Source organism: Flavobacterium sp. CYK-55 (genome assembly GCF_018413465.1).
Lineage (GTDB): Bacteria > Bacteroidota > Bacteroidia > Flavobacteriales > Flavobacteriaceae > Flavobacterium.
In genome coordinates, this window is sequence record NZ_JAHCDK010000007.1 from 41,249 (window position 1) to 63,922 (window position 22,674).

Genomic DNA, 22,674 nt, shown 5'->3' on the forward strand with positions numbered 1-22,674 from the left:
ATGCAAACAAAACGCTCCAATAGTTTACTGCTGCTGTTGCTTATTTTGGCTATGGTTTTGGCTGTAGCCGATTTGAGTTTGGGCTCAGTGGTGATTCCGATGCGGGATGTTCTTAAAAGTCTCACCGGACAAGGCGCTGGCAAAAGCACTTGGGAATACATCGTTTTGAATTATCGCTTACCCAAAACAATCACCGCCATACTTACCGGTGCTGGTTTGTCAACTTGTGGGCTACTGATGCAAACACTGTTCAGAAATCCACTGGCCGGACCTTATGTTTTAGGATTGAGTTCAGGCTCTAGCCTTGGAGTTGCGTTGGTGATTTTGGGTGCGGCTTGGCTTCCACAGAGTTGGAATTTATTTTCTGAAATGAGCCTTGTAGTAGCTTCTTTAGCAGGTAGTTTTGTTGTTTTGATGGCTGTTTTGGCCGTAAGTCAGAAATTGCGCGACACCATGTCTATCTTAATTGTTGGGCTTATGTTTGGCAGTTTTACCAGTGCGTTTGTGAGTATTCTGACCTATTTTAGTTCGGCAGAACAACTCCAAAAATTTACCTTTTGGTCGATGGGAAACCTAGGTAATTTATCGTGGAATTCATTAGCAACACTCGCATGTTGTGTATGCATCGGATTGATATTAACCGTTTTTTGTATCAAATCATTAGATGCGCTTTTGTTGGGCGAAAACTACGCGCGCAGCTTGGGCATCAACTATCCAAAAACACAAACAATCATCATTATTGCCACAAGTATTCTCGCCGGAAGCATTACTGCCTTTACCGGGCCCATTGCCTTTATTGGTTTGGCGGTTCCGCATATAGCGCGCTTGATTTTTAAAACCAGTCAGCATAGAATTTTGTTTTGGGCAACGATTATTTTAGGCGCCATCATCATGCTTTTGTGCGATATCTTGTCGCAACCTCCGGGCACTGATTTGATGTTGCCCATCAACGCCATCACATCAATCATCGGAGCACCCGTGGTCATTTGGCTGCTTTTACAACCCGCACAACGCCGCCATTAATGAACGCACAAGTTTTACATACACAGCAATTAAGCATCGGCTATCAGCATAAAAAAGACAATATCTGCGTTGGTTCTGATATTAATTTAACCCTGAATTCAGGGCAATTGATTTCGATGGTAGGCGCCAACGGTGCTGGAAAATCTACGCTAATCAGAACTTTGGGCGGATTGCAAAAACCGTTGTCGGGCCATATCTTTTTAGAAAATAAAAATCTGACTGAATTTTCTACAACGCAAATAGCACAGAAACTCAGTTTGGTATTGACTGAAAAACTTCCGCCCAGCCAACTCAGTGTATATGAATTGGTGGCTTTGGGCAGGCAGCCTTATACCAATTGGTTGGGAGATTTGTCTCAAGACGATACGCAGAAAATTGAACTAGCCATCAAGCTGACACAAATTGATCATCTGCGACACAAAAAGCACCATGAAATTAGCGATGGGCAACTGCAAACTGTTATGATTGCACGCGCTTTGGCACAAGATACAGATTTGATTATTCTGGATGAACCCAGCACGCATTTAGATTGGTTGCACAAAATTTCGCTCATGCAATTACTCAAAAAACTCAGTCATGAAGCCGGAAAATGTATTTTGTTCTCAACGCATGATTTAGATATGGCGCTTGAATACAGTGATCAGATGGTGGTGCTTACAGCTCAAAAATGTTGGCAAAACACACCCGACCAACTCATAGAGCAGGGCATTTTTTCTGAGTTATTCCCAAAAGATCAAGTGACATTTGACACAACCACCAAAAAGTTTTTAATTCGGTGATTGATTTCCTTTGAGCAGATTAATGCTCACTGTGGCCAGATCAGAATCAGGAAATCTTTTGAAAACTTTATAGTCTGGATAGAGTCCGGCTTCAGCGGCCACCTTGTTGAAAACATCAATTTCAACAATGTACTGATCTGAAAAACCATGCGTGGCATCATAAGCAGTAGCAGCGGTTTTTCCGATATTTTTAGCGGCAAATTCAGGCGCAATAGTATGTAATTCTATAAGCAGCAAACCAAATCTTTTAACATAAGGCGCCCATTTTTGCATATGCTCCAACAGGTTATCTTCAACAGCGCGTGTTGAGATGAGCTCGCCTCGGTGCGCAAAAGCCCCAGTTGAAAGACTAATTCTGTTTGGAGTTGTATTTTTAGGATTTTCCCAAATGCGATTGTGATCTAAAAAAGTGCGCACATTGAGTAAATCGCCCAAATCAATATTGTAGTTTTCTTTGAGATCGCTGGCCAATAAATCTGGTCGGCCGATGTCGCCCCAAATCACTTTCGCCCAAATATCAGCTTTGATGAGATTGGCTCGGGTTACTTTGAGCGCCGCCTGATTGTAATCGGCACCCACCAAAAACAGCGGATGTTGATCGAGTATTTTTCCGCGCAAAGTTTGTCGGTCAATAACTTCAAAAATATGTTGAATAAAAGCTCCGTTGCCGCAACCCATATCGAGAATTCCTTTGGGTTGTTGCTCAATGGGAAGATTGAAAAGATAAATCAAAATTTCATCTACAATTTTAAAATAGGTTTCATGCGCTCCGCCGCTGCCCCAAACATTCATCTCGCGGTCAACGTGAATTTCATCACTGCCGTCGGGTTGCATGCGCAAAGCAGAAGGATTGCCAAAAATGAGTTCCTCAATCTGAGCAAAAGTGGGCAAATAAGAAACCGTCACTCCGTATGAAGCCGCGCGTTTGGCAAAAAACAAACCCGTCTCGGTAAATTGATAATTTCCGTTTTTGTGTTGAAACCAACCTAAATATGACAAAAATTGTAAAATCTGATCAAACATTTCAGGCGATTTGTGAAATTCCTCAGCCCGAAAAGAAGTTTCCATAAAATATTTGTGAAACATACCACTCATGCCCAAACGAACCGTGGTTGGCGCGACTAAATAACCTTCAACATGCTTGAGGATTTGATTTTGAACTTCGGCTGTGAGTGAATCTTGTGAAATTTCAAGGTTGTAGTTGCGTTTGTATTTTTCAAAAATGGCCTGGAGTTTTGCAAACGGAGCTTCATCAAATAACCTCGGATGAAATTGAGTTGAATATTTCAATAAATCAACCACATCTTCGTACAAGTAGAAATGATCAAAAGCCAACTGACTTTTATCTGAAAGCGAAAAACTGATTTTTTGCGCCACCGGATCTAAGTGATAATTCAAAAAACCTTGCGAACACAACACGCGCAAACCAACATGCAAATAACCTTTGTTGGCTTTGAATTGCAGCGCTAACTCATCTAAATCGGCTTGTTTTTGTTGTTGTAAATAGTCAAGAATTCCTGTTTTCTGGAGCGCAACGGCAACGGGTGCTGTAGCTAATCCGTCAAGATGTCTGAAAATGGTTCCGCGCAAATGAGCTGTGTTGTTCATAAATGAATTGGTTGATTTTCTCAAATATAGAAAAAATTACCAACCCATTTGTCGTTTGGCCTCACCGATGATAAAAGCACAAGCATTGGCCAAGTTGTAACTGCGCACTTGTGGTGAAATTGGAATTTTTAAATGATGGTCAAATTGGGCCATCATATCGGCACTTAAACCCACGCTTTCTTTTCCAAAAACCAGCCAATCACCATCGCGAAATTCTTGTTCGTGGTAAAATTTTGTGGCATGCGAGCTCATCAAAAAAACCCTTGAAGCATCGGGAACTTGAGCAGCCCATTGTTCAAAATTATCATACTCGTTCCAGTCAAGATGCACCCAATAATCAAGGCCGGAACGTTTGAGGTGCTTGTCTGAAATTTCAAAACCATAGGGTTTAATTAAATGCAATCGGCTTTGTGTTCCCACACACAAACGACCAATGTTTCCGGTATTGTTGGGAATTTCTGGTTCTACAAGAACAATATTGAGCATATTTATACAAGTTGATTTAATTCGGGAATTTCTTTTACATTTTGATCTTCAAGCATCTCAAGACCCACAGATCCAATACGAACACGAACCAATCGCAACACCGGAAACCCAACCGCTGAAAGCATTTTGCGCACTTGCCTGAACTTGCCTTCGTTGACTGTTACTGAAACCCATGAGGTTGGTCCATGACGCTCATCGCGGATTTTTTTGGCCCTCGGCGGAAAGTTCGGAACTTGGCTTATCAACTTGGCCTGACAAGGCAAGGTTTGGTAGCGAATTCCTTCAAAACCAATTTCAACGCCTTCCTGTAATTGGTTGATCGCTTGCTCTGAAATCAATCCGTCCACCTGTAAATAGTATTCTTTTTCAATTCCGCTGCTGCAGATGTAATCGCTGAGTTTACCATCGGTGGTGAGTAAAAGCAACCCTTCAGAATCTTCGTCCAAGCGTCCAATGGCCATGGTTCCTAGAGGAAAATCATACAACTCACCCAATAGTTTTTTGGTTCTTTTGAGATCATACTTAAACTGGCTCAAATATCCGTAAGGTTTAAACAATATAAAGTGACGATGGTGCATCGAGATTGAACGCTTAAAAAGAAGACCATTCTTTTGGAATGGCCTAACTGATTTTATTATTGTTTGCTTTGCACATAATCAGACAATTCATCAACATTGCTACTGAACTTAAAAATACCATTGAGTTTAAAATAGTTTCTTGGCTCAATGCAATAATCATATGCGTATTTAGCAAAATCAAGTTTGTTGTCTTCAAAGTCAAAAGTGTTGGCAATCTGAATAATTTGATCAACATTAAGACAATTAGCCGTGATTACTTGTTTGGCTGTTTTGAGTCGGGTATCTTCAAAAGCTTGTTTCTTAATGGTGGCCAAAGCCGCGTTAAAATTGCCTCCGGTCATACAACTTCTTCCTCCGCAGCCGCTATTATTTCCGTGATGATTGTGATCTTCGTAATCATTGTGGTGACTTGTGCTGTGACTTGACGAACTGGTTGTCGTGGTAGTTGTTGTCTGGCTAACCGCACCACCACCCATGCTGTCATTTATGGTCATACCAACGTTTACACCGCCTACATTCATACCTACGCCAATACTTACACCATCATTGGTGGTAGTGGTGGTGGTTTGGGTAACTTGGGTATTCTGTTGGCCACCTCGAACCGGAGCAACAGGTTGTCCGTAATGAACTACATGTACATTTGATGGCGGAATAAAATCAGGTCTTACCGGAATCGATGAAAAATAATTCATCTTCATTTTGGTTTTGTTGTTCTTGTCGCGTTTGATTTTATAAGTCACATCTGAATAAACACCATCAACATCTGTTAACATCAAATTATTTTTGGTGATATCAGCCAAAGCGGTATTTTCAAATTTGATTTTAGCACTGTAATACGGCTGATTTAAATCTTCAACTCTTAAATTGGTTTGCGGAGTATCATTAATGACTTCACCATTGAGAATAAGTGTAAACTTGTCTCCGTCCTCAGAAAAAATAGTCAAATGACCAACTGGACCGCCGGGTTGCGCATACGAAAGAGCACAAATAAAAAACGTAAATAATAGGATAAATCTGATTTTCATAGTTTGCGTATTTGTTTTGAGTTTTTTTTAAAATCGAGTTCAATATTAAAAACTATTTTTTAATTATCGATATTTATTTGCGTTTCTTAAGTATCTTTAAACACTCAAGAAACATATTGTATGACGCAAATAATGACCGTAGTTTTTGTATTGATAGCTTTATTAATTGGCTTTTTTATCGGAAAGTTATTATTCAAAGCACAAGCGCAATCTGAACGAGCTTCACTTGAAGAAAAAAACCAAAACTTACTCTTGAATATTGCAGCATCTAAAGAACAACTCGACAAAGAACAACAGGCCAAACTTGTACTGCAACAAGAAAAAGAATCACTAATGGTTCAGCTCAGCAAAAAAGAAGCTGATTATGACCATTTGCTCTTGCGCCTTCGTGAACAAAAGCAAGAAACAGAACAACTTCAGGAAAAATTCACTAAGGAATTTGAAAATCTGGCCAATAAAATTCTCGAAGAAAAAACCAACAAATTTACCGAACAAAACAAAGAAAACCTCAAAACCATTTTGCTTCCGCTGCAAGATAAAATTCAACTTTTTGAAAAGAAAGTTGAAGACACCCACAAAGAAAGCATTGATTATCACGCCGCACTTCGTCAGCAAATTTTAGGCTTGCGCGAAATGAATGAGCAAATGAGTAAAGAAACCATCAATCTGACCAAAGCACTCAAAGGCGACAGCAAAATGCAAGGCAACTGGGGCGAATTGGTGCTGGAACGCGTGTTGGAAAAATCAGGTTTAGAAAAAGATCGCGAATACGAGGTACAAATGGCTCACGAATCAGCTGAAGGTCAGCGCGTGTTTCCGGATGTAGTGATTCATTTGCCCGACGGTAAAAAAATGATTGTTGACTCTAAAGTTTCGCTCACAGCATATGAAAAATGGGTCAACGAAGATGACGAATCAACCAAGGCTGGTTATTTAAAAGAACATGTCAACTCAATCAAACGCCATGTTGATCAATTAGGCGAAAAAAATTACCAAGATTTATATCAAATGGAAAGCCCTGACTTTGTGTTGTTGTTTGTTCCGCTGGAACCCGCATTTGCCATTGCGCTTCAAGAGGATTCAAGCTTGTACAACAAAGCATTTGAGCGCAATATTGTAATTGTAACCCCAACTACACTTTTGGCTACTTTGCGCACCATTGACAGCATGTGGACCAACCAAAAGCAACAAGAAAACGCTTTTGAAATTGCACGACAAGCCGGCGCTTTGTATGATAAATTTGAAGGGTTTGTTTCAGATTTAATTAAAGTGGGCAACAAAATCAAAGATTCAAAAACCGAATACGATGCTGCAATGAACAAACTCGTTGAAGGCAAAGGCAATTTGGTTACCAGCATTGAAAGACTCAAAAAAATGGGGGCAAAAGCTAAAAAATCACTTCCTGAAAGCTTGATTAAAAGAGCAGAAAACGAACAGCAAGATTAAATTTATTTTTGTCAGTAATAACTTTGGCAAACTGCACCGTTAGAGCGCTGAAAATTAAGTGCATCAACTCTAATCCGACTATTGCTTTTTTAGTTTTTTTTAATACATTTGGGTCGATGTTGAATAATGTGAAAAAATTTAAGCTAAATCACACATGATATTCATCAAAAAAAACAACTAATAAAAAAAGATTGCATGAAAAAAATTACTTCCCTACTTGCATTGTGCCTGAGTTTTTGGGCAACTGCACAAAACGAATGCGCTTCACCTTTGCCTCTGAGCCCGAATGTATTGACATACGTTTCTGGTGTGAACGGCACCAACATTGTAACATCTTGTTCAAGTCAGGCAACAGCAGCCGTGTGGTATAGTTATACTGCAGCTCAAAATTACACTGTAACCATTACTTCAGATTTAATGCAGAATGTGTGCGGTGACACACGAGTTAGTGTTTATTCGGGCATCTGCCAAGAACTAATTTGTGTTGCCAATGATGACGACTCTGGTTCTGTGTTGTGCTCTAACAACAACACTTCATATCTTTCTACGGTAACTTTTAATGTTACTGCCGGAGCTACCTATCTCATCGCATGGGACAACCGTTGGAGTGCTGCTGGCTTTGATTTTATTTTAACTGAAACACCTATAGCGGTTTCTCCGATTAATTTTACACAACAAACTTTTGCAGGAAACTCAACCATTTGTTGTGTTAGTGACATGAATGGTGATTATCTGGATGATATTGTTACAGTCTCTTCTTCAGGAATCAATGTATATGCACAAAAAGCTGACGGTACCGGTTTTACTACCAATACTTATCCGCTAACGGTAAATTATATTCCGGGTTGGAGTATTGCCGCAGGAGATTTTGACAAAAACGGCTTCAATGATTTGGTGCTCGGAAACGGCAGCCGTGTTAGTGTTGTAAAAGCTGCTGCCGAAGGTGCTGGTTATACGATTGTTGAATATCCGCAAAGTATCTTTACCCAAAGAACTAATTTTGTTGATATCGATAATGACGGAAATTTAGACTTATGGGCTTGTCACGATGTTGATCAAAGTCACGCATACCGAAACGATGGCAATGGCAACCTTCTGTTTGACATTCCATTTATGCCAACACTAGATTATGGTGGAAATTACCAATCTCAATGGGCTGATTTAAACAACGACGGAAAAATTGATATGTACTTATCAAAATGTCGTGGTAGTGCTCCGGTTGGAGATCCGCAACGTATTAACTTATATTACAAAAACAATGGTGACGGAACCTACAGTGAGGTTGGTGCCGCAGCCGGAATCAATGATGGTGCTCAATCTTGGGCTTCAGCTATTGAAGATTACGACAATGACGGAGACATGGATATTATGCTTTCAAACATCTCTGACACCAATAAATTCTATCGCAACAATGGCGATGGTACTTTTACCGATATTTTTGCTGCATCTGGTATTGCTGCTCAAGTGGGTTCATGGGAAATTCAAGCAGCAGACTTTAACAACGACGGATGGATAGATTTTTTCTGGCAAAATTCAAAAGAAATATACCTCAACAATGGCGATATGACCTTTACCGGTTATGATCTTAACTTTAACGAAGGCGGTGTTGGTGATTTAAACCACGACGGTTTCTTAGATGTTCAATTTGGAAACAATGTTTATTTGAATGTTCCAAACGGGAACAATTGGATAACGATTAACCTAGAAGGAATTCAAAGTAATATTAATGGTATTGGTGCTCGAGTTGAAATTCACGGAGCATGGGGCAAGCAAATTCGCGACATTAAAAGCGGCCATGGATTTAGTCATCAAAGTACTATGAATGCACACTTCGGTATTGGTTCGGCTAGTGCTATTGACAAAATTGTGATTAAATGGCCTTCAGGTGTTGAAGACACTATATTGAACCCAACTATAAACACAGCTACTAAAATAACAGAAGGTTCTACTTTGGCAGTGAATCAGTTTGCACAAGCTGGTTTTGAAACTTATCCAGTTCCGGCGCAAAGCGTTCTGAACATAAAAGCACAAAATGCTATAGAATTCAAGTCAGCCAAAATTTACGATTTGAATGGTAGATTATTGATGCAATGCAATGCGAATAATAATAGTATCAATGTTGAGAAACTTTCAACAGGAGCCTATTTATTGTTAATTCAAGATGCTCAAGGTAAAGAGCATATGCAAAAATTCATCAAAGGATAAACATTTTTAATCTCAGGTCAAGATATAACGCTTGACCTGTTTTTTCTCAATCGCTATGAAAAAGTATTTATTGTTATTAGCAACGTTAATCGTTCTAATATTGGTCACCTTTGCATGCTCACAAGACGAAAGTTCTGATTATTCTGAAATCAACAGCAAAGCAACAAACCCTGTTGGCAGCCCTATCAAAATTGATTTGTCGTTGGTTCCGTATCCAAAGCTTTCAGATTATCAGTTATTTGTTGGCCCTCTTAAAGACCACAAACCAAATTATATGGTAATTCCATATAAACCTGCGAGTGCATTATTTACGGATTATGCTCATAAAAAAAGATTCATTTGGTTGCCAAAAGGAGCCAAAGCTTCATATAATGGTGATGACAACGTATTGGAATTTCCGGTGGGGACGGTTATTTCAAAAACATTTTATTATGACCATGTACAACCCAACGATGTGACTAAATTAATTGAAACGCGCTTGTTGGTCAGAAAAGTCGATGGTTGGAAACTCTATGATTACATTTGGAATGAGGCGCAGACCGAAGCTTATCTTGATACCAATCAAAATGGGTATTTCGTGCCGATTACTTGGATAGAAAATGGTGTAAGCAGAAGCATTACTTATAAGATTCCATCACAAACTGAATGTGTGACTTGTCATAAAATAAATCCGCTTCAGGTTGAAGGTGGCGAACGAAACACACCTATTGGCCCCAAACCACAAAATTTGAATACCTTATACAATTATGGCGGCACAACACGAAATCAATTACAATACTGGAAAAACTTAGGCTATATAAACAACACCTTGCCTGCTCTATCAGCGATTCATTCGGCTGTTGATTGGGAAGATACAAGCAAACCACTTGATCAGAGAGCTCGCTCTTATATAGACATTAATTGCGCACACTGCCACAGAACCGGCGGTCACTGTGCTTATGTACCACAAAGATTTGATTTTGCCAACAATGATTTATACACGTTTGGCGTTTGTTTGCCTCCGTTGTTTACAATTCCTAATCAACCTTATGTGATCAACGGTCGAGATCCGGATCATTCTGAATTAATCTATAGAATGAACACTAATGAAGCTGCTGAAATGATGCCTATGATTGGTCGAAGCATCATACATGAAGAAGGTGTACAATTGATGCGAGATTATATCAACTCATTACAAGGATGCCACTAAATCATAAAAAAAGCCTGTTTGTCTAAACAGGCTTTTTTATTAATCCTTTTTTACTAGGGTTACGTCATCCATTTTGTATTCTTGCATTAAATCGTCATAGCCTACATATCTGCCCTTGAGTGTATATCTTTGCTTTTCTTTGAGTTCTGCAGGCAAGATTGAATCTTTAAAAACTACAACCATGTTATCATCAACATCAGCCGAATGTGTTTCTGGAATCAAACGGCTAATAACCCCTGTATACTCAATGGTTTTATCAATATACTTCAGATTGGCCAACGAATCATTTTTGGTATAATCTTGATCGAGTTCAATTTTGGTAATCTTAAAAGCAGCAACTTCTGAACTAACATCTCTAGCAGCTTGATTGAGATAAAGATAAACTGTAGTTGCTCCCAATCCGAGTATCGCCAATGCAATACCCCATTTTTTGTTTTTCATCATTTGTTTGTTTAATTAGTTTGTTATTTAGAATTCTATCAGCTTATAGCTGTTGAGTTTGTTCAGATGTAAAATTGTTCGACTGTCATCGTCACTATCTGAATACATCATTTCAAATTTGGCTCCGTAAACGATTTCATCAAATGTATACGATGTGCTCGCCGATACAGTTGTGCTGTACATATCATCAAATGCAGTCACATATACGATGAGTTCTCCGTCAATGGATTTAAAATCCTCAGAAGAAAATCCAAAAATCGGACTATTTTCTGTTATCGGATGAACCAAAGTCCAACTCAGGTTGAGTGAGTTTACTTCAGACAATTCTAAATCAAGAGAATAAAACTTATTGACCATTTGCTCATTTTCTTCGATAATCATACCTAAAGTAATCTTGGCTTGAGCATTAGTTAGATGTGTGTTTTTGAACGGTGTCAAACGCATCATTAGTGCTTTTTGATTATTCCGATAGGGTGCTATCAATGCATTGTGTGAAAATTTAAGATAAGCTCTGGGTCGGCTAAATCTTCCGAAAAATAAACCCGTCGCAATCGCGAAACTCAACAAACCCACCAAGGCTTCAGTGGCTGCCAAAGCACTGGTTAAAAAACCGTTCGGGCTTATGTGACCATAACCAACCGTTGTAAAAGTTTGCGCACTAAAAAAATACGCTTTGCCAAATTTGATCCATTCAGAGCCTGAAGAGTCAATACCATTGAGATATTCAACATCAATCAAGTAATAAACTGAAGCAAAAATAAAATTCACAATCGCATAAAAAGCCAATAAAACCAACAAAAACTTAGCACGAGGCATTTTGAGCATAGTGTGATACCAACTGATTCTATCAAACCAAGTAAGCCCACGCTTTTGAATATTAGCAGAACCGTCTTTATTGATGAAGCGACCGCCATAGCTAGCTGCGCTTGTTCCGAAACCGGTATTGAAATCAGCCTTGGCTTTGGTGTTGATTTTTTTGAGTAAATCCATGCAATTGCTTGTGTAACATCAACCGCAAATAAGCAATTGAACAAAAGCAAAAATATACTTTTTCAAGCTTAAACATTGTTAAATAAAATTTCAAAATATATCATTGAATTTCAAAGCTATATAAAATTGTTTTGCTTATTTTTAGTAAAAAAAGCTATGAAACAAAAACTATTTTATCTGTTGATACTCTTATCGAGTATCTGTCTTGCTATTCCTAAAGCAAGTGCTACGAGTCCGGCCATTGGAGTTACTCTAGCTCGAATTGGACCTTATTACATGTTGCCAAATTTAGAAGTCAAAATCAAGAATATTGGAGATGAACCTCTGACAAATATTTATGCAACAGAAAACCCGAATGCTCCATCTGAAGGGACATATACTTTCTTCAACAACATTCCAATACTTCAACCTGGAGAAGTTTATACGGTCGCGATAAGCAAAGACAACCCATCTTGTTTCGATTCAAGCCAAATTATGGTACATGCCACAACCATTGGTAATATTGAAATTACCGACTTATCTGCTGACCCTTTCGCTTATAGCAGTGATGGTCTTCTCGGCTCCTATTATAACGATGGCTGGACATATTACCAAGCTGAGGAACCTCTCTACAGTAATCAGGAAGGGAATTATTTAGATTTAAACAACAATGGATTGGTGGATGTAGGCGATATCGTCAATTACATTTATACTTTTAACACCATGTACTTTAACTTTTTTGGATGCCAACTTATTGATAACAATGCGATTGTTGAAAATCCTATATTTGATATAGTAGACAATTACAGTACAACAGGAATTCATTATCTAACTCAAGAGGACGTTGATTTGGGATATGTTTATAATACCTCATATTTGATTGCGCCCAACACATGTTCGCAAATTTTTTATTTGAATGACGCATCTTATTGCAGCGGTTGTCCCAATCCCATGGGCGCCAACATCATCACCAAACTAACTTCTTTGTTGCCCAATAAAATTTCAGGAAGTGTCAAGTTTAACAACAATAACAATTGTGCCACCGCACTCAGTTTTAGTGGTAGACGCGTCCATACTACCGATGGTACTCATGATTACACCAGTTTTACCAATGCCAATGGAAACTACGAAATCCTGATTCCCAACGGCGGAAATTACACAACATCTGCTTTAAACGGTTTGGGCAGTGGTTTTTCATCGACGCCAACATCAGTAGCAACTGTGAGTTCAGGCGAAAACGTCAATTACAGCAACACTGATTTTTGTATTGCATCGGTTAATAACCAAACTGATTTGCTCGTGCATTTATTCAATGTAAACCAAGCCATTCCTGGTTTTGCAGCCACTTACCGACTGTATTACGAAAACAAAGGCACGACTGCTTTAAACGGAACGCTTACGTTGCATTACAACAGCAGCATACTGGCTTCATTAAATGCGAATCCCGCTTTTATAAGCGATATCAACGATGATTTGACATGGAATTTTACCAACTTGCTTCCGTTTGAAAGACGCTATGTTGATATTCAAGCGATGGTGCTGCCACCGCCGGCTGTAAGTTCGGGTATGATTAATACACTAACGCTTATCGGAACTCCAACCGATATCAACCCTGCCAACAATACTTATGTTCTGAATCAAACTGTTTTCAGTTCTTTTGATCCGAATGACAAAACGGTTCTTGAAGGTGAAAGCATCACCGCAAATCAGGCCGCTAATTATCTACATTATGTAACTCGTTTTCAGAATACCGGAACGGCCAATGCCAGAACCGTAGTTGTGAAAGAAACTTTAGACCCAGATTTGGATTGGAACACTTTTGAACCCATTGATGCCAGTCATGCCAGCAATGTACAAATCAGAAATGGTAACGAACTCACTTATACTTTCTCGAATATCGATTTGCCTTATGAATCAGTCAATGAACCCGCAAGTCACGGTTGGTTGGTATATCGCATCAAACCCAAAAGCAATTTTGTGATTGGCGATGTAGCCACGTCAAGTTCAGACATTTATTTTGATTTTAATCCGGCAGTCATCACCAACAGCGTCAATACTTCGATTAGTCCGCTATCAACGGTAACCGCTATTAAGGATTATTTTAGTGTTGTACCCAATCCGGCGCAGCAATTTATTGTCATCAGCAACAAAGAAAACTTGACTACCGAATATCAAATTTTATCTACCAACGGACAAACGCTCATTAGCGGTACTACGCAAACTTCTGAAAAAGTTGATTTGAGCGAGTTCTCAAAAGGTTTTTATTTGATTAGTCTAAAAACCCAACAAGGCACAGTTACTCAAAAACTCATCAAAAATTAAAACACCAACCCAGTCTGAAAAGATTGGGTTTTTTGTTGATTTGATTTTACCAATAAAGCGGTAAATCAAAAAGCTAATTCACTAAATTTGACGGATGAAGTTTATTTTTCGGCACTTCGGTAAAGTTTTTTTGGGTTGGCTCTTATGGCTCAGTTGTTTGAGCTGTGGCTCATCGGTGGTGAAATCTGTTTCATCAGAGCCAAAAACATCAAAATCTGATGAAAGCAAAATAGTTTTTGTAAGTTTTTTAATTTCAAAACAACCTGAAGGAGAAAGTAAAATAGAGTTGCTATCTGTTACCGAAAGCCCCGGAAAACTCAAAAAAAACACTGAAAACAAAAGTTCATTAGAAAATTATCTTACTCTGGAAATCACCAGTTATGAAACACCCAATGAAATTATCTGTATTGAGCATCCGCTGTATAAAACGGTTGAATATGTAAACGACAACCATCAGTTGACATCACAATACGTTGAGACTGATCAAGCTGATTTTTTCATCAGATTTCAAAAAACCGGAAGTACACAAATCAAGGTTTCAGAAACCAGGAAAAAGCAAAAAAGAGAATTAAAAACTTTTAAAATATAAGCTGTGAAAATTCACTACACTTTACTAGCATTATTTTTAGGAATATCTATTCAATCCCAAACTTTTGAAGTAGTTCCTATCCTTGACAACGGAAACCCTGACAAGCATCTAAATCTTGTAATTATGGGCGATGGTTATACCGATGTTCAACAAGATGATTTTATCAACACAGCACAAAACATTTCAAATTATCTGTTCTCAATATCGCCTTGGAGCACCTATAAAAATTACTTCAATGTTTTTGCCATTAAAGTAATCGCAACGCAAACCGGCGTTAAACATGCCAATACTGCAAGTGATTGCGCCGACTATTTTACCGAGGTTTCAAACCCAACCAACTACTTCGGGACCAAATTTGATGGCTACGGAATCCACCGCTTGACCATTGTAACAAGCAATGTAAAAGTAGCTAATGTGCTTTCGGCCAATTTTCCGAATTATGATTTGGTTTTTATTGTTGGTAATTCTAACGAATATGGCGGTAGCGGAGGTTCTTATGCCGTTTTTACTGCTGACGAAGCTTCAAGTGAAATTGCAGCGCATGAAATTGGCCATACTTTTGGTCGATTAGCTGATGAATACTACGCCGGCGACCAATATTTTCAGGAAAAAGTCAATATGACCCAACAAACTGATCCTAATTTGGTCAAGTGGAAAAACTGGCTTACTGAAGAAACCAATATCGGCATTGATCCATATTGTTGTGGTGGAAATTCAGCTCTTTGGTATAAACCGGTGACTAACCAATGTAAAATGGAGCAACTTAATTTGCCGTATTGCGATGTGTGCAAAGAGGGTATAGTTGAACGTATTCATGCTCTGATTAGCCCTATTGAATCCTACGCACCGAATAATGCAACGGTTATCAATGTCAATTCAGACCCGGTAGATTTTGCGCTTACTTCACTGATTAGACCGATTCCCAATACACTGCAAATTCAATGGCAACTCGACGGAAACTTTTTAAGTTCAAACGAAAATTACACTTTGAATCCGACTACTTTAAGCGATGGCGATCACATACTTACTGCCACCGTTACAGATCAAACCACACTAGTCAGAACCGATAATCACCCTACCATTCATTTTAATACGGTTGCTTGGAATTTGAACAAATCTAATTTGGGTATTCATGCACAACCACATGAAAACACCATTGCGCTCAAAATGTATCCTAATCCTGTAACAAATGTGGTAAATTTTGAACTTGACTTATTAACTTCGGCAAAAGTTTCAATTGATTTGACTGATGTTACCGGAAAAATTGTCCGTCAAATTTCTGAACGAACAGCTTCTGCCGGTGTTTCTGAAATCTTGATAGACATGAATGGATTGACTGCGGGCGTATATGTGGCCGAATTGAAAATAGATGGTGCAGCCTATCCGCAGAAAATTGTAAAGCAATAAAATTGAGTCACGGATATAAAAAATCCAAAACGCTTAAATAATAATTCAAAACACTCAAATAATAATCGAGTAAAATTCGCAACTTGACATACGCTACATTTGTTACGTTAACTTAAAACACAGAAGTTTTGAAACGTTTACTTTACATCGTATGTCTGATTTTTCTCTGCACGAGCGGACCATGCATCTTCGGGCAAAAACCTTCGGCAAAAAACCTCATCAAACAACTCAAACATACTTCGGCTGATACCGTCAAAGTAAACTTATACAACAAAATCGCCGATCAATACAAAACAAGTCAGCCTGATTCCCTATTCTATTTTGCTCAAAAAGCGCAAATATTAGCTACTAAAATTCAATATCCGTTGGGGCTTGCTCATGCCTACATCAACTTGGGCAATCACGCATTAATTCTCGGAAAATATGAGCAAGCTCTGGAATTCTTTAAACGAGTTGATCGCAAACTAAATACATCGCTCGAAAATGAATCTAATCCATTCGTAAAAAACACAAAAGCCAGAGCCTTGGCCAGCATAGCCGTTGTTTATACACAACAAAGCAATTACTACAAAGCGCTTGAATTTTATCAAAAAGCACTCAAAATTTATCAAGAAACCGCTGATAAAATCAGTATATCTAAATGTCTCAACAACATTGGAATTGTCTATAAATCTCAATCAAATCTTACAAAAGCCCTTGAATATCTCAAACAAGCAGTCGCAATTCAAGAGCAAATCAAAGAGCCCAATACCGCGATGACCCTTACCAACATTGGCGTGATTTATTTTGAACGCCATCAATATGAGCCGGCAAAACAGTATTATGAACAAGCTGAAAAGTTATTTTCGCAAAACAATAATCCTTTAGGTTCGGCTTTATTGGCCAATTATTGGGGTGATTATTTTCAGAAAAAACAACAATCTGAGCAAGCATTATCGGCTTATGAAAAAGCATTGAACTTATATGAATCGATGCAAAACAAATTTGGCGCTTCGTTGGCTTTGTACAACATCGCAAAATTATACGCTGCGCAAAAGCAATACAATCTAGCGATGCCGTATGTACAAAAATCATTGGCTTATGCTCAAAACATAGGCGTGCTCGACCAAGCCTATCATTCTGAAAAACTACTCAGCGAAATTTACGCAGCGCTCCATCAAACCGAAGCCTCGTTTGCCCATTATCGGAATTACATCGCTGCGCGTGACAGCATCAACAATTTAGAGAACAGCAAAAAATTTGCGCAGGCCGAGATGAACTTTGAGTATCAAAAGAAAGAAGCGCTCCTCGCCGAACAAAACAAACGTCAACGCCTAATAACTCTTTTTATCATTTTGGGCTGTGCTTTTTTGGCTGTAGTGATCATATTACTCTACAACAAACGACAAGTTAAACGCAGACTTACACTGCAAAAAGAAGTCGCCGAATACGAACAAAAAGCCTTGCATTTACAAATGAATCCGCACTTTGTGTTTAATTGTTTGGGCGCGATATCAAGCTTTATCGTACAAAACGGAACCGATTCGGCTCTGAAATATCTGTCCAAATTCTCCAAATTGATGCGTCTGACTTTGGAATATTCAAAAGGTTCACTGATTCCGATTGACAAAGAAATTGAAAGCTTGCAGAATTATCTTGAACTCGAACAATTGCGCTTTCGTCACAAATTTGAATTCAGCATTAGTTCAAGCCCGAAGGTTGAGTTCAATATGGGCATTCCGCCCTTGCTGATTCAGCCTTTTGTAGAAAATGCCATATTGCACGGCATGGTTCCCAAAGACGGAAACGGCCAAATTGAAATTGCCTTTGATGTGGTTGACCAACAGTTTATATGCACCGTAACCGACGATGGTGTAGGCCTATCTGAATCAAAAATGCTCAAAGAAAATTCGGTGACCGCACACAAATCAATGGCGTTGGAAATCACCAAAAAACGACTCGAAATCATGGAATCGATTACCTCAAAATCGGCCCAAATCGAAATAGAAGAACTCAATAATGAGCATCAAAAAGCCGGTACGCGCGTGACTTTGCGATTGCCTATTCAATACATTCCTTAAAATTCAAAAAATGATTACAGCATTATTAGTAGACGACGACGAACATTTACGCACCGGTCTTAAAGCGCTTTTAGACCGATATACCAACGATATTGCTATTGTGGGTGAAGCCGAAAGCGTCAAAACGGGCATCGCCGCCATTGAAAAATGGCAACCGCAAGTCCTTTTTTTGGATATCCACCTGAGCGACGGAACGGGTTTTGACATTTTAGAACAACTGGCGCTAAAACAAGGAAAAATCAAAGCGCATATTGTGTTCATCACCGCCCATGAACAATATGCTGTAAAGGCTTTCCGGTTTAGCGCGCTTGATTTCTTGCTCAAACCTGTTGATTTTGAGGAATTGCAAAACACGATGGCCAAAATCAAAGCGGCCACCGGAAAAGACAATTCGTTCGAGCACATTGATTTGTTGCTTGAGAACATTCGCAAAAAAGTCGACAATTACAAGCGAATTGCCCTATCAACCAGCGACGGGATTCATCTTTTTGAAGTTTCTGACATTATTCGCTGCGAAGCCAAAGCCAACTATACTCAATTTTACATCAAAAATCACAAACCTGTTTTAATTTCAAAAACACTCAAAGAATACGAAGAATTGCTCAGCGAACATGGATTTGAACGCGTACATCAATCTCACCTGATCAATTTGGCCTACTTAAAATCATATATCAAAAATGACGGCGGTTATGTGATTATGGCCGACCAATCAAATATTCCGATTGCGCAGAGCAAAAAAGAAAAATTACAGGAATTGATTAGAGCCTTATAGGAACCAATTATTCAAAAAATCAGAGATTATGAAACCAGATCAATACTCCATACCAAATTTGAAGATTATGAAAAGTAAACTAATATTGCTTTTGGCAATGCTCCTTACAAGCGTAATGAATGCCCAGATTGTGGCTATACCCGACGCGAGTTTTAAAGCGAAGTTGATTGCCTTGGGTGTAGACACCAATACAGATGGCGAAATTCAGCAAAATGAAGCTTTGCTGCCAACTGCCCTTGATGTGAGCAACAGCGGCATATCCGATTTAACGGGAATCGAATATTTTACCAATCTAAATCATTTAGAATGTCACGACAATTTGTTGTTAAATCTAAATTTAACCGGGCTTTCTTACTTACAAGTCTTGGACTGCTCTAACAATCAACTTTCAACATTAAATCTGACGGGAGTTCAGAACCTCGCTATCTTGGTTTGTTCGAATAATCTGCTGACTTCATTAAATGGAGTGGCAAGCACTACTGCCGTCTTGCGATGCAATGGCAACCGACTCACCAGTATTAATGCCAACAGTTTGACCAATCTCACGGAATTGGATTGTTCTAACAATAAAATTACCAGTTTGAATATTGCTGGAGCTGCTAACCTGAACACGTTGCTTTGCGCGTCTAACCTATTGACTACTTTAGACGTAAACGGTTTCACTAATCTGAATATGTTGGACTGTTCTGCCAATAAATTAACGCAACTAAACGTATCGAATCTTGCCTTGTTGACCGCGATTTATTGTCGGACAAATGAAACATTGACTACTGTAAACCTAAACAATTTAAGTAGTCTGACCAATATTGACCTTATCGGAGTAGATGATACCAATAACGGATTTAACGTAACGGGAAACCTCAGCAGTTTGACATTGACGAACCTGCCTCAAATATGGAACATCAACTGCTCTTACAACAAATTGACTACGCTAGACTTAAATAACTTGAGCAATTTACGTTACCTGAACTGCTCTTTCAATCAGCTCACCAACCTTTCGCTGGTTAATCTCCCGAATCTAATCGATTTGACTTGTTACGTCAATAAAATGCAAAACCTAGATGTTACCAATTTGCATGGATTGGTTACTTTGCGATGTGGTGGTGGCTACCGTCTCAACAATCAACTTACCAATGTACTACAAACTTTAAATGTAGCGGGATTGTCAAACTTAGATACTTTTGAATGTTTTGATACACTGATCACCAGTTTGGACCTTACCGGCTTAACCAATTTAACTTCTTTTTATTTTTCAGGGATAGACAATGCGGGCGTATTGAGTAGTTTAGACATCAGTGGTTCAACAAACTTAAAATACTTACGTTGTATGAATACAGCTCTAACCACACTTGACGTAAGCAATTTGCCCCATTTAGAAACGTTAGAATGCTGGCGCGGCCATATCACAAATTTAAATTTAAACGGACTATTACAACTTAAAACATTGAATTATTCGTTTAATTATATCACAAATCTGAGTTTAACCAATCTACCGTTGCTTGAAAGTTTTGACTGTAGCAGCAACCTGCTTACTGAGTTGAATGTTTCTGATCTGACCAGCCTGAAAACACTTTATTGTGCTTTCAATCAACTCACAACACTTAACTTAACCGGACTTTCTTCCTTGGTAAATTTAAATTTCTCCAATAACAACGTAACGCTTGCCAACATCAACGGCATTTCGCCTAATTTGATTAGTTTGGGTTGCGAGTCAAACAACCTAACAAGCTTAGACGTTACGGGATTTCCAGCGCTCGAAATTCTTTATTGCAAACAAAATCAATTAACAGCCTTAGATTTATCTACTTCAAATAATCTGAAATATTTGAATTGTGATTCGAATCAAATTTCAAACCTCAACGTAAGCAACCTAAGCCAACTAGAGAAATTAGAATGCAGTTACAACCAGCTAATAACCATCAATACCAGCAACCTAACTCAGTTAACGGTACTGCAATGCACCAACAATCAAATCAATGCACTCAATTTGACCAACAATCCGCTGCTCGAGATTTTGAGTTATTCTAACAATCCGTTGCCTAACTTTAGTGTGAACCATCTGGTCAACCTAAAAGGATTGTCGTGTTTTGAAACACAAACTAGTTCATTGGATGTTTCCAACCTAACCAAGCTCCAGTTTCTATACTGCGATAACAACCAATTACAAACGTTAGATGTTGGCAATTGTATTGCATTAGATTATTTGTCTTGTACCAATAACCTTTTGACTACTTTATTTGTAAAAAACGGGAAAAATGAAAGCACAATAGACCTGGTCAACAACCCCAACCTACAATACATTTGTGCCGATACAGACCAATTATACACACTGCAAACCTATATCAATTCACTAGGGATGAATGCAACGGTTGCCAATTCTTATTGTACGTTTACACCGGGCGGAAATTATAACACCATCACGGGAACCACTATTTTTGATGAAGATAATAACGGTTGTGACATTACCGACGAAGTCAATCCATTCATCCGATTGGACATTCATGACGGCACAACAACCGGTTCAACCATGACCAATATTGATGGCGGTTACAGTTATTATACCGATGCTGGAACCTATACCATCAACCCGAATGTCGAAAACCCAACTTGGTTTGATTTTTCGCCGCCTACAGCTAATTTTACTTTTGCCGACAATAACAACAACCTTTCAACCCAGGATTTCTGTATTCAGGCAGTGGGCTTGCACAATGATGTAGAAGTGGTGCTCATTCCCATCGACTTTGCGCGTCCCGGCTTCAATGCCACTTATAAAATCGTATACAAAAACAAAGGAAATCAAATGCATTCGGGAGCCGTTTCGCTTCATTTCGATGACTCAAGAATAGACTTTGTAAGTGCCGTTCCTGCAACTAGCGCAGCATCTTTAAATAATTTAACCTGGAACTTCGTCAATTTAATGCCTTTTGAAAATAGGGACGTTCTTGTAACTTTGAACGTCAATGCCCCAACAGAAACACCGTCGGTAAACATTGGGGATATTTTGAACTTCACCGCCTCTATTACGCCTGTTGTCGCCGATGAATTGCCGTTAGACAACACCTTCTCCTACAATCAAATCGTCGTGGGTGCCTATGACCCCAATGACATTACCTGTTTAGAAGGCGATACCGTAAACGCCTCTGAAATTGGGGCATACCTTCATTATGTCGTCAATTTTGAAAACACCGGAAACGCTGCTGCAGAAAATGTGGTTGTTAAGCTTGACATCAATCCTGCCGAATTTGATATTAGCTCTTTGCAATTGATGAACACTTCGCATGAAGTCAAGGCACAAATCAAGGACAACGTAATCGAATTTAAATTTGCAAACATCAACCTCGCTCCAAGAGCCGGAGACCCACCGGTGGGCGGGCATGGAAGCATCCTTTTTAAAATGAAATCGCAATCAAGCCTAAACGTTGGATCAATCGTAACCAATAAGGCCGGCATATATTTCGACTACAACTTTCCTATTGAAACCAATGATGCCGACACCACCTTTGCAACACTCAACACCAGCGGATTCACGAAAGACAACAGTGTGATTGTCTACCCAAATCCGTCCTATGATTTCATCCAAGTAAAGGCCGACAACAACATCAAACAGATTGAATTGTTTGACATACAAGGAAGAATTTTGGAAACGCTAACACAAAACGAAAATGCCGTGAAATTCAATATTTCAAATAAAACGAACGGCATCTACTTTTTGAGAATTACCACTCAGAAAGGAACCAAAATAGAAAAGATAGTCAAAAAATAAAACTCATAAGCC

At 38.9% G+C, this 22,674-nt stretch carries 17 protein-coding genes; 11 read left to right on the forward strand and 6 right to left on the reverse strand.

Annotated elements, in window-relative coordinates:
* Both KIH23_RS08970 and KIH23_RS08975 read left to right on the forward strand, forming a co-directional pair.
* Positions 1 to 1,023, forward strand: a complete 1,023-nt coding sequence (locus KIH23_RS08970) for an iron ABC transporter permease (protein ID WP_213213144.1) — start codon at positions 1 to 3, stop codon at positions 1,021 to 1,023.
* Positions 1,023 to 1,802: an ABC transporter ATP-binding protein gene (locus KIH23_RS08975; protein ID WP_213213145.1), complete on the forward strand. Its 780-nt coding sequence runs from the start codon at positions 1,023 to 1,025 to the stop codon at positions 1,800 to 1,802. Before KIH23_RS08970 ends, KIH23_RS08975 begins: the two co-directional genes overlap by 1 nt.
* Here KIH23_RS08975 and KIH23_RS08980 read toward each other — a convergent pair.
* Genes KIH23_RS08980 through KIH23_RS08995 form a run of 4 tightly spaced genes read right to left on the reverse strand, consistent with a single transcriptional unit; the run spans position 1,791 to position 5,499 of the window.
* A complete protein-coding gene (locus KIH23_RS08980; protein WP_213213146.1) occupies positions 1,791 to 3,410 on the reverse strand; it encodes a class I SAM-dependent methyltransferase in 1,620 nt (539 codons plus the stop codon). The genes KIH23_RS08975 and KIH23_RS08980 overlap by 12 nt on opposite strands.
* A gap of 36 nt (positions 3,411 to 3,446) precedes the next feature.
* A complete protein-coding gene (locus tag KIH23_RS08985; RefSeq protein WP_213213147.1) occupies positions 3,447 to 3,896 on the reverse strand; it encodes a tRNA (cytidine(34)-2'-O)-methyltransferase in 450 nt (149 codons plus the stop codon).
* A gap of 2 nt (positions 3,897 to 3,898) precedes the next feature.
* The gene (locus KIH23_RS08990; RefSeq protein ID WP_213213148.1) at positions 3,899 to 4,474 is read right to left on the reverse strand and encodes a pseudouridine synthase; all 576 of its coding nucleotides are present in this window, start codon (positions 4,472 to 4,474) and stop codon (positions 3,899 to 3,901) included.
* A 56-nt stretch (positions 4,475 to 4,530) separates the two neighbouring features.
* Complete coding sequence (locus KIH23_RS08995) at positions 4,531 to 5,499, reverse strand: DUF4476 domain-containing protein (RefSeq protein ID WP_213213149.1); 969 nt, start codon at positions 5,497 to 5,499, stop codon at positions 4,531 to 4,533.
* Between the two features lie 120 nt (positions 5,500 to 5,619).
* Here KIH23_RS08995 and rmuC point away from each other — a divergent pair, with 120 nt between their 5' ends.
* From rmuC to KIH23_RS09010, 3 genes are all read left to right on the forward strand, one after another.
* On the forward strand, positions 5,620 to 6,945 hold the full coding sequence (gene rmuC / locus KIH23_RS09000) for a DNA recombination protein RmuC (RefSeq protein WP_213213150.1): 1,326 nt from the start codon (positions 5,620 to 5,622) through the stop codon (positions 6,943 to 6,945).
* 195 nt (positions 6,946 to 7,140) lie between these two features.
* Complete coding sequence (locus KIH23_RS09005; protein WP_213213151.1) at positions 7,141 to 9,150, forward strand: FG-GAP-like repeat-containing protein; 2,010 nt, start codon at positions 7,141 to 7,143, stop codon at positions 9,148 to 9,150.
* Positions 9,151 to 9,205: 55 nt separating this feature from the next.
* Positions 9,206 to 10,339 (forward strand): hypothetical protein, encoded by a 1,134-nt coding sequence (locus KIH23_RS09010; protein ID WP_213213152.1) that lies wholly within the window; start codon positions 9,206 to 9,208, stop codon positions 10,337 to 10,339.
* A gap of 39 nt (positions 10,340 to 10,378) precedes the next feature.
* On the opposite strand, the gene KIH23_RS09015 is transcribed toward KIH23_RS09010, so the two are convergent.
* Both KIH23_RS09015 and KIH23_RS09020 read right to left on the reverse strand, forming a co-directional pair.
* Positions 10,379 to 10,783, reverse strand: coding sequence for an OB-fold protein (locus KIH23_RS09015; RefSeq protein ID WP_213213153.1), 405 nt, complete (start codon positions 10,781 to 10,783; stop codon positions 10,379 to 10,381).
* Positions 10,784 to 10,807: 24 nt separating this feature from the next.
* Complete coding sequence (locus tag KIH23_RS09020) at positions 10,808 to 11,770, reverse strand: ion channel (RefSeq protein ID WP_213213154.1); 963 nt, start codon at positions 11,768 to 11,770, stop codon at positions 10,808 to 10,810.
* 156 nt (positions 11,771 to 11,926) lie between these two features.
* On the opposite strand from KIH23_RS09020, the gene KIH23_RS09025 reads away from it, so the two are divergent.
* From KIH23_RS09025 to KIH23_RS09050, 6 genes are all read left to right on the forward strand, one after another.
* Positions 11,927 to 14,071 (forward strand): T9SS type A sorting domain-containing protein, encoded by a 2,145-nt coding sequence (locus tag KIH23_RS09025; protein WP_213213155.1) that lies wholly within the window; start codon positions 11,927 to 11,929, stop codon positions 14,069 to 14,071.
* Between the two features lie 94 nt (positions 14,072 to 14,165).
* On the forward strand, positions 14,166 to 14,660 hold the full coding sequence (locus KIH23_RS09030) for a hypothetical protein (protein WP_213213156.1): 495 nt from the start codon (positions 14,166 to 14,168) through the stop codon (positions 14,658 to 14,660).
* A 3-nt stretch (positions 14,661 to 14,663) separates the two neighbouring features.
* On the forward strand, positions 14,664 to 16,067 hold the full coding sequence (locus tag KIH23_RS13860; RefSeq protein WP_213213157.1) for a M64 family metallopeptidase: 1,404 nt from the start codon (positions 14,664 to 14,666) through the stop codon (positions 16,065 to 16,067).
* Positions 16,068 to 16,195: 128 nt separating this feature from the next.
* Positions 16,196 to 18,127: a tetratricopeptide repeat protein gene (locus tag KIH23_RS09040; RefSeq protein ID WP_213213158.1), complete on the forward strand. Its 1,932-nt coding sequence runs from the start codon at positions 16,196 to 16,198 to the stop codon at positions 18,125 to 18,127.
* Between the two features lie 10 nt (positions 18,128 to 18,137).
* Entirely contained in the window at positions 18,138 to 18,899 is a 762-nt protein-coding gene (locus KIH23_RS09045; protein ID WP_213213159.1) for a LytR/AlgR family response regulator transcription factor, read from the forward strand.
* 67 nt (positions 18,900 to 18,966) lie between these two features.
* Positions 18,967 to 22,662 carry a T9SS type A sorting domain-containing protein gene (locus KIH23_RS09050; protein ID WP_213213160.1) on the forward strand — a complete coding sequence of 1,232 codons (3,696 nt, stop codon included), beginning with the start codon at positions 18,967 to 18,969 and terminating at the stop codon, positions 22,660 to 22,662.
* Positions 22,663 to 22,674: the final 12 nt, after the last annotated feature.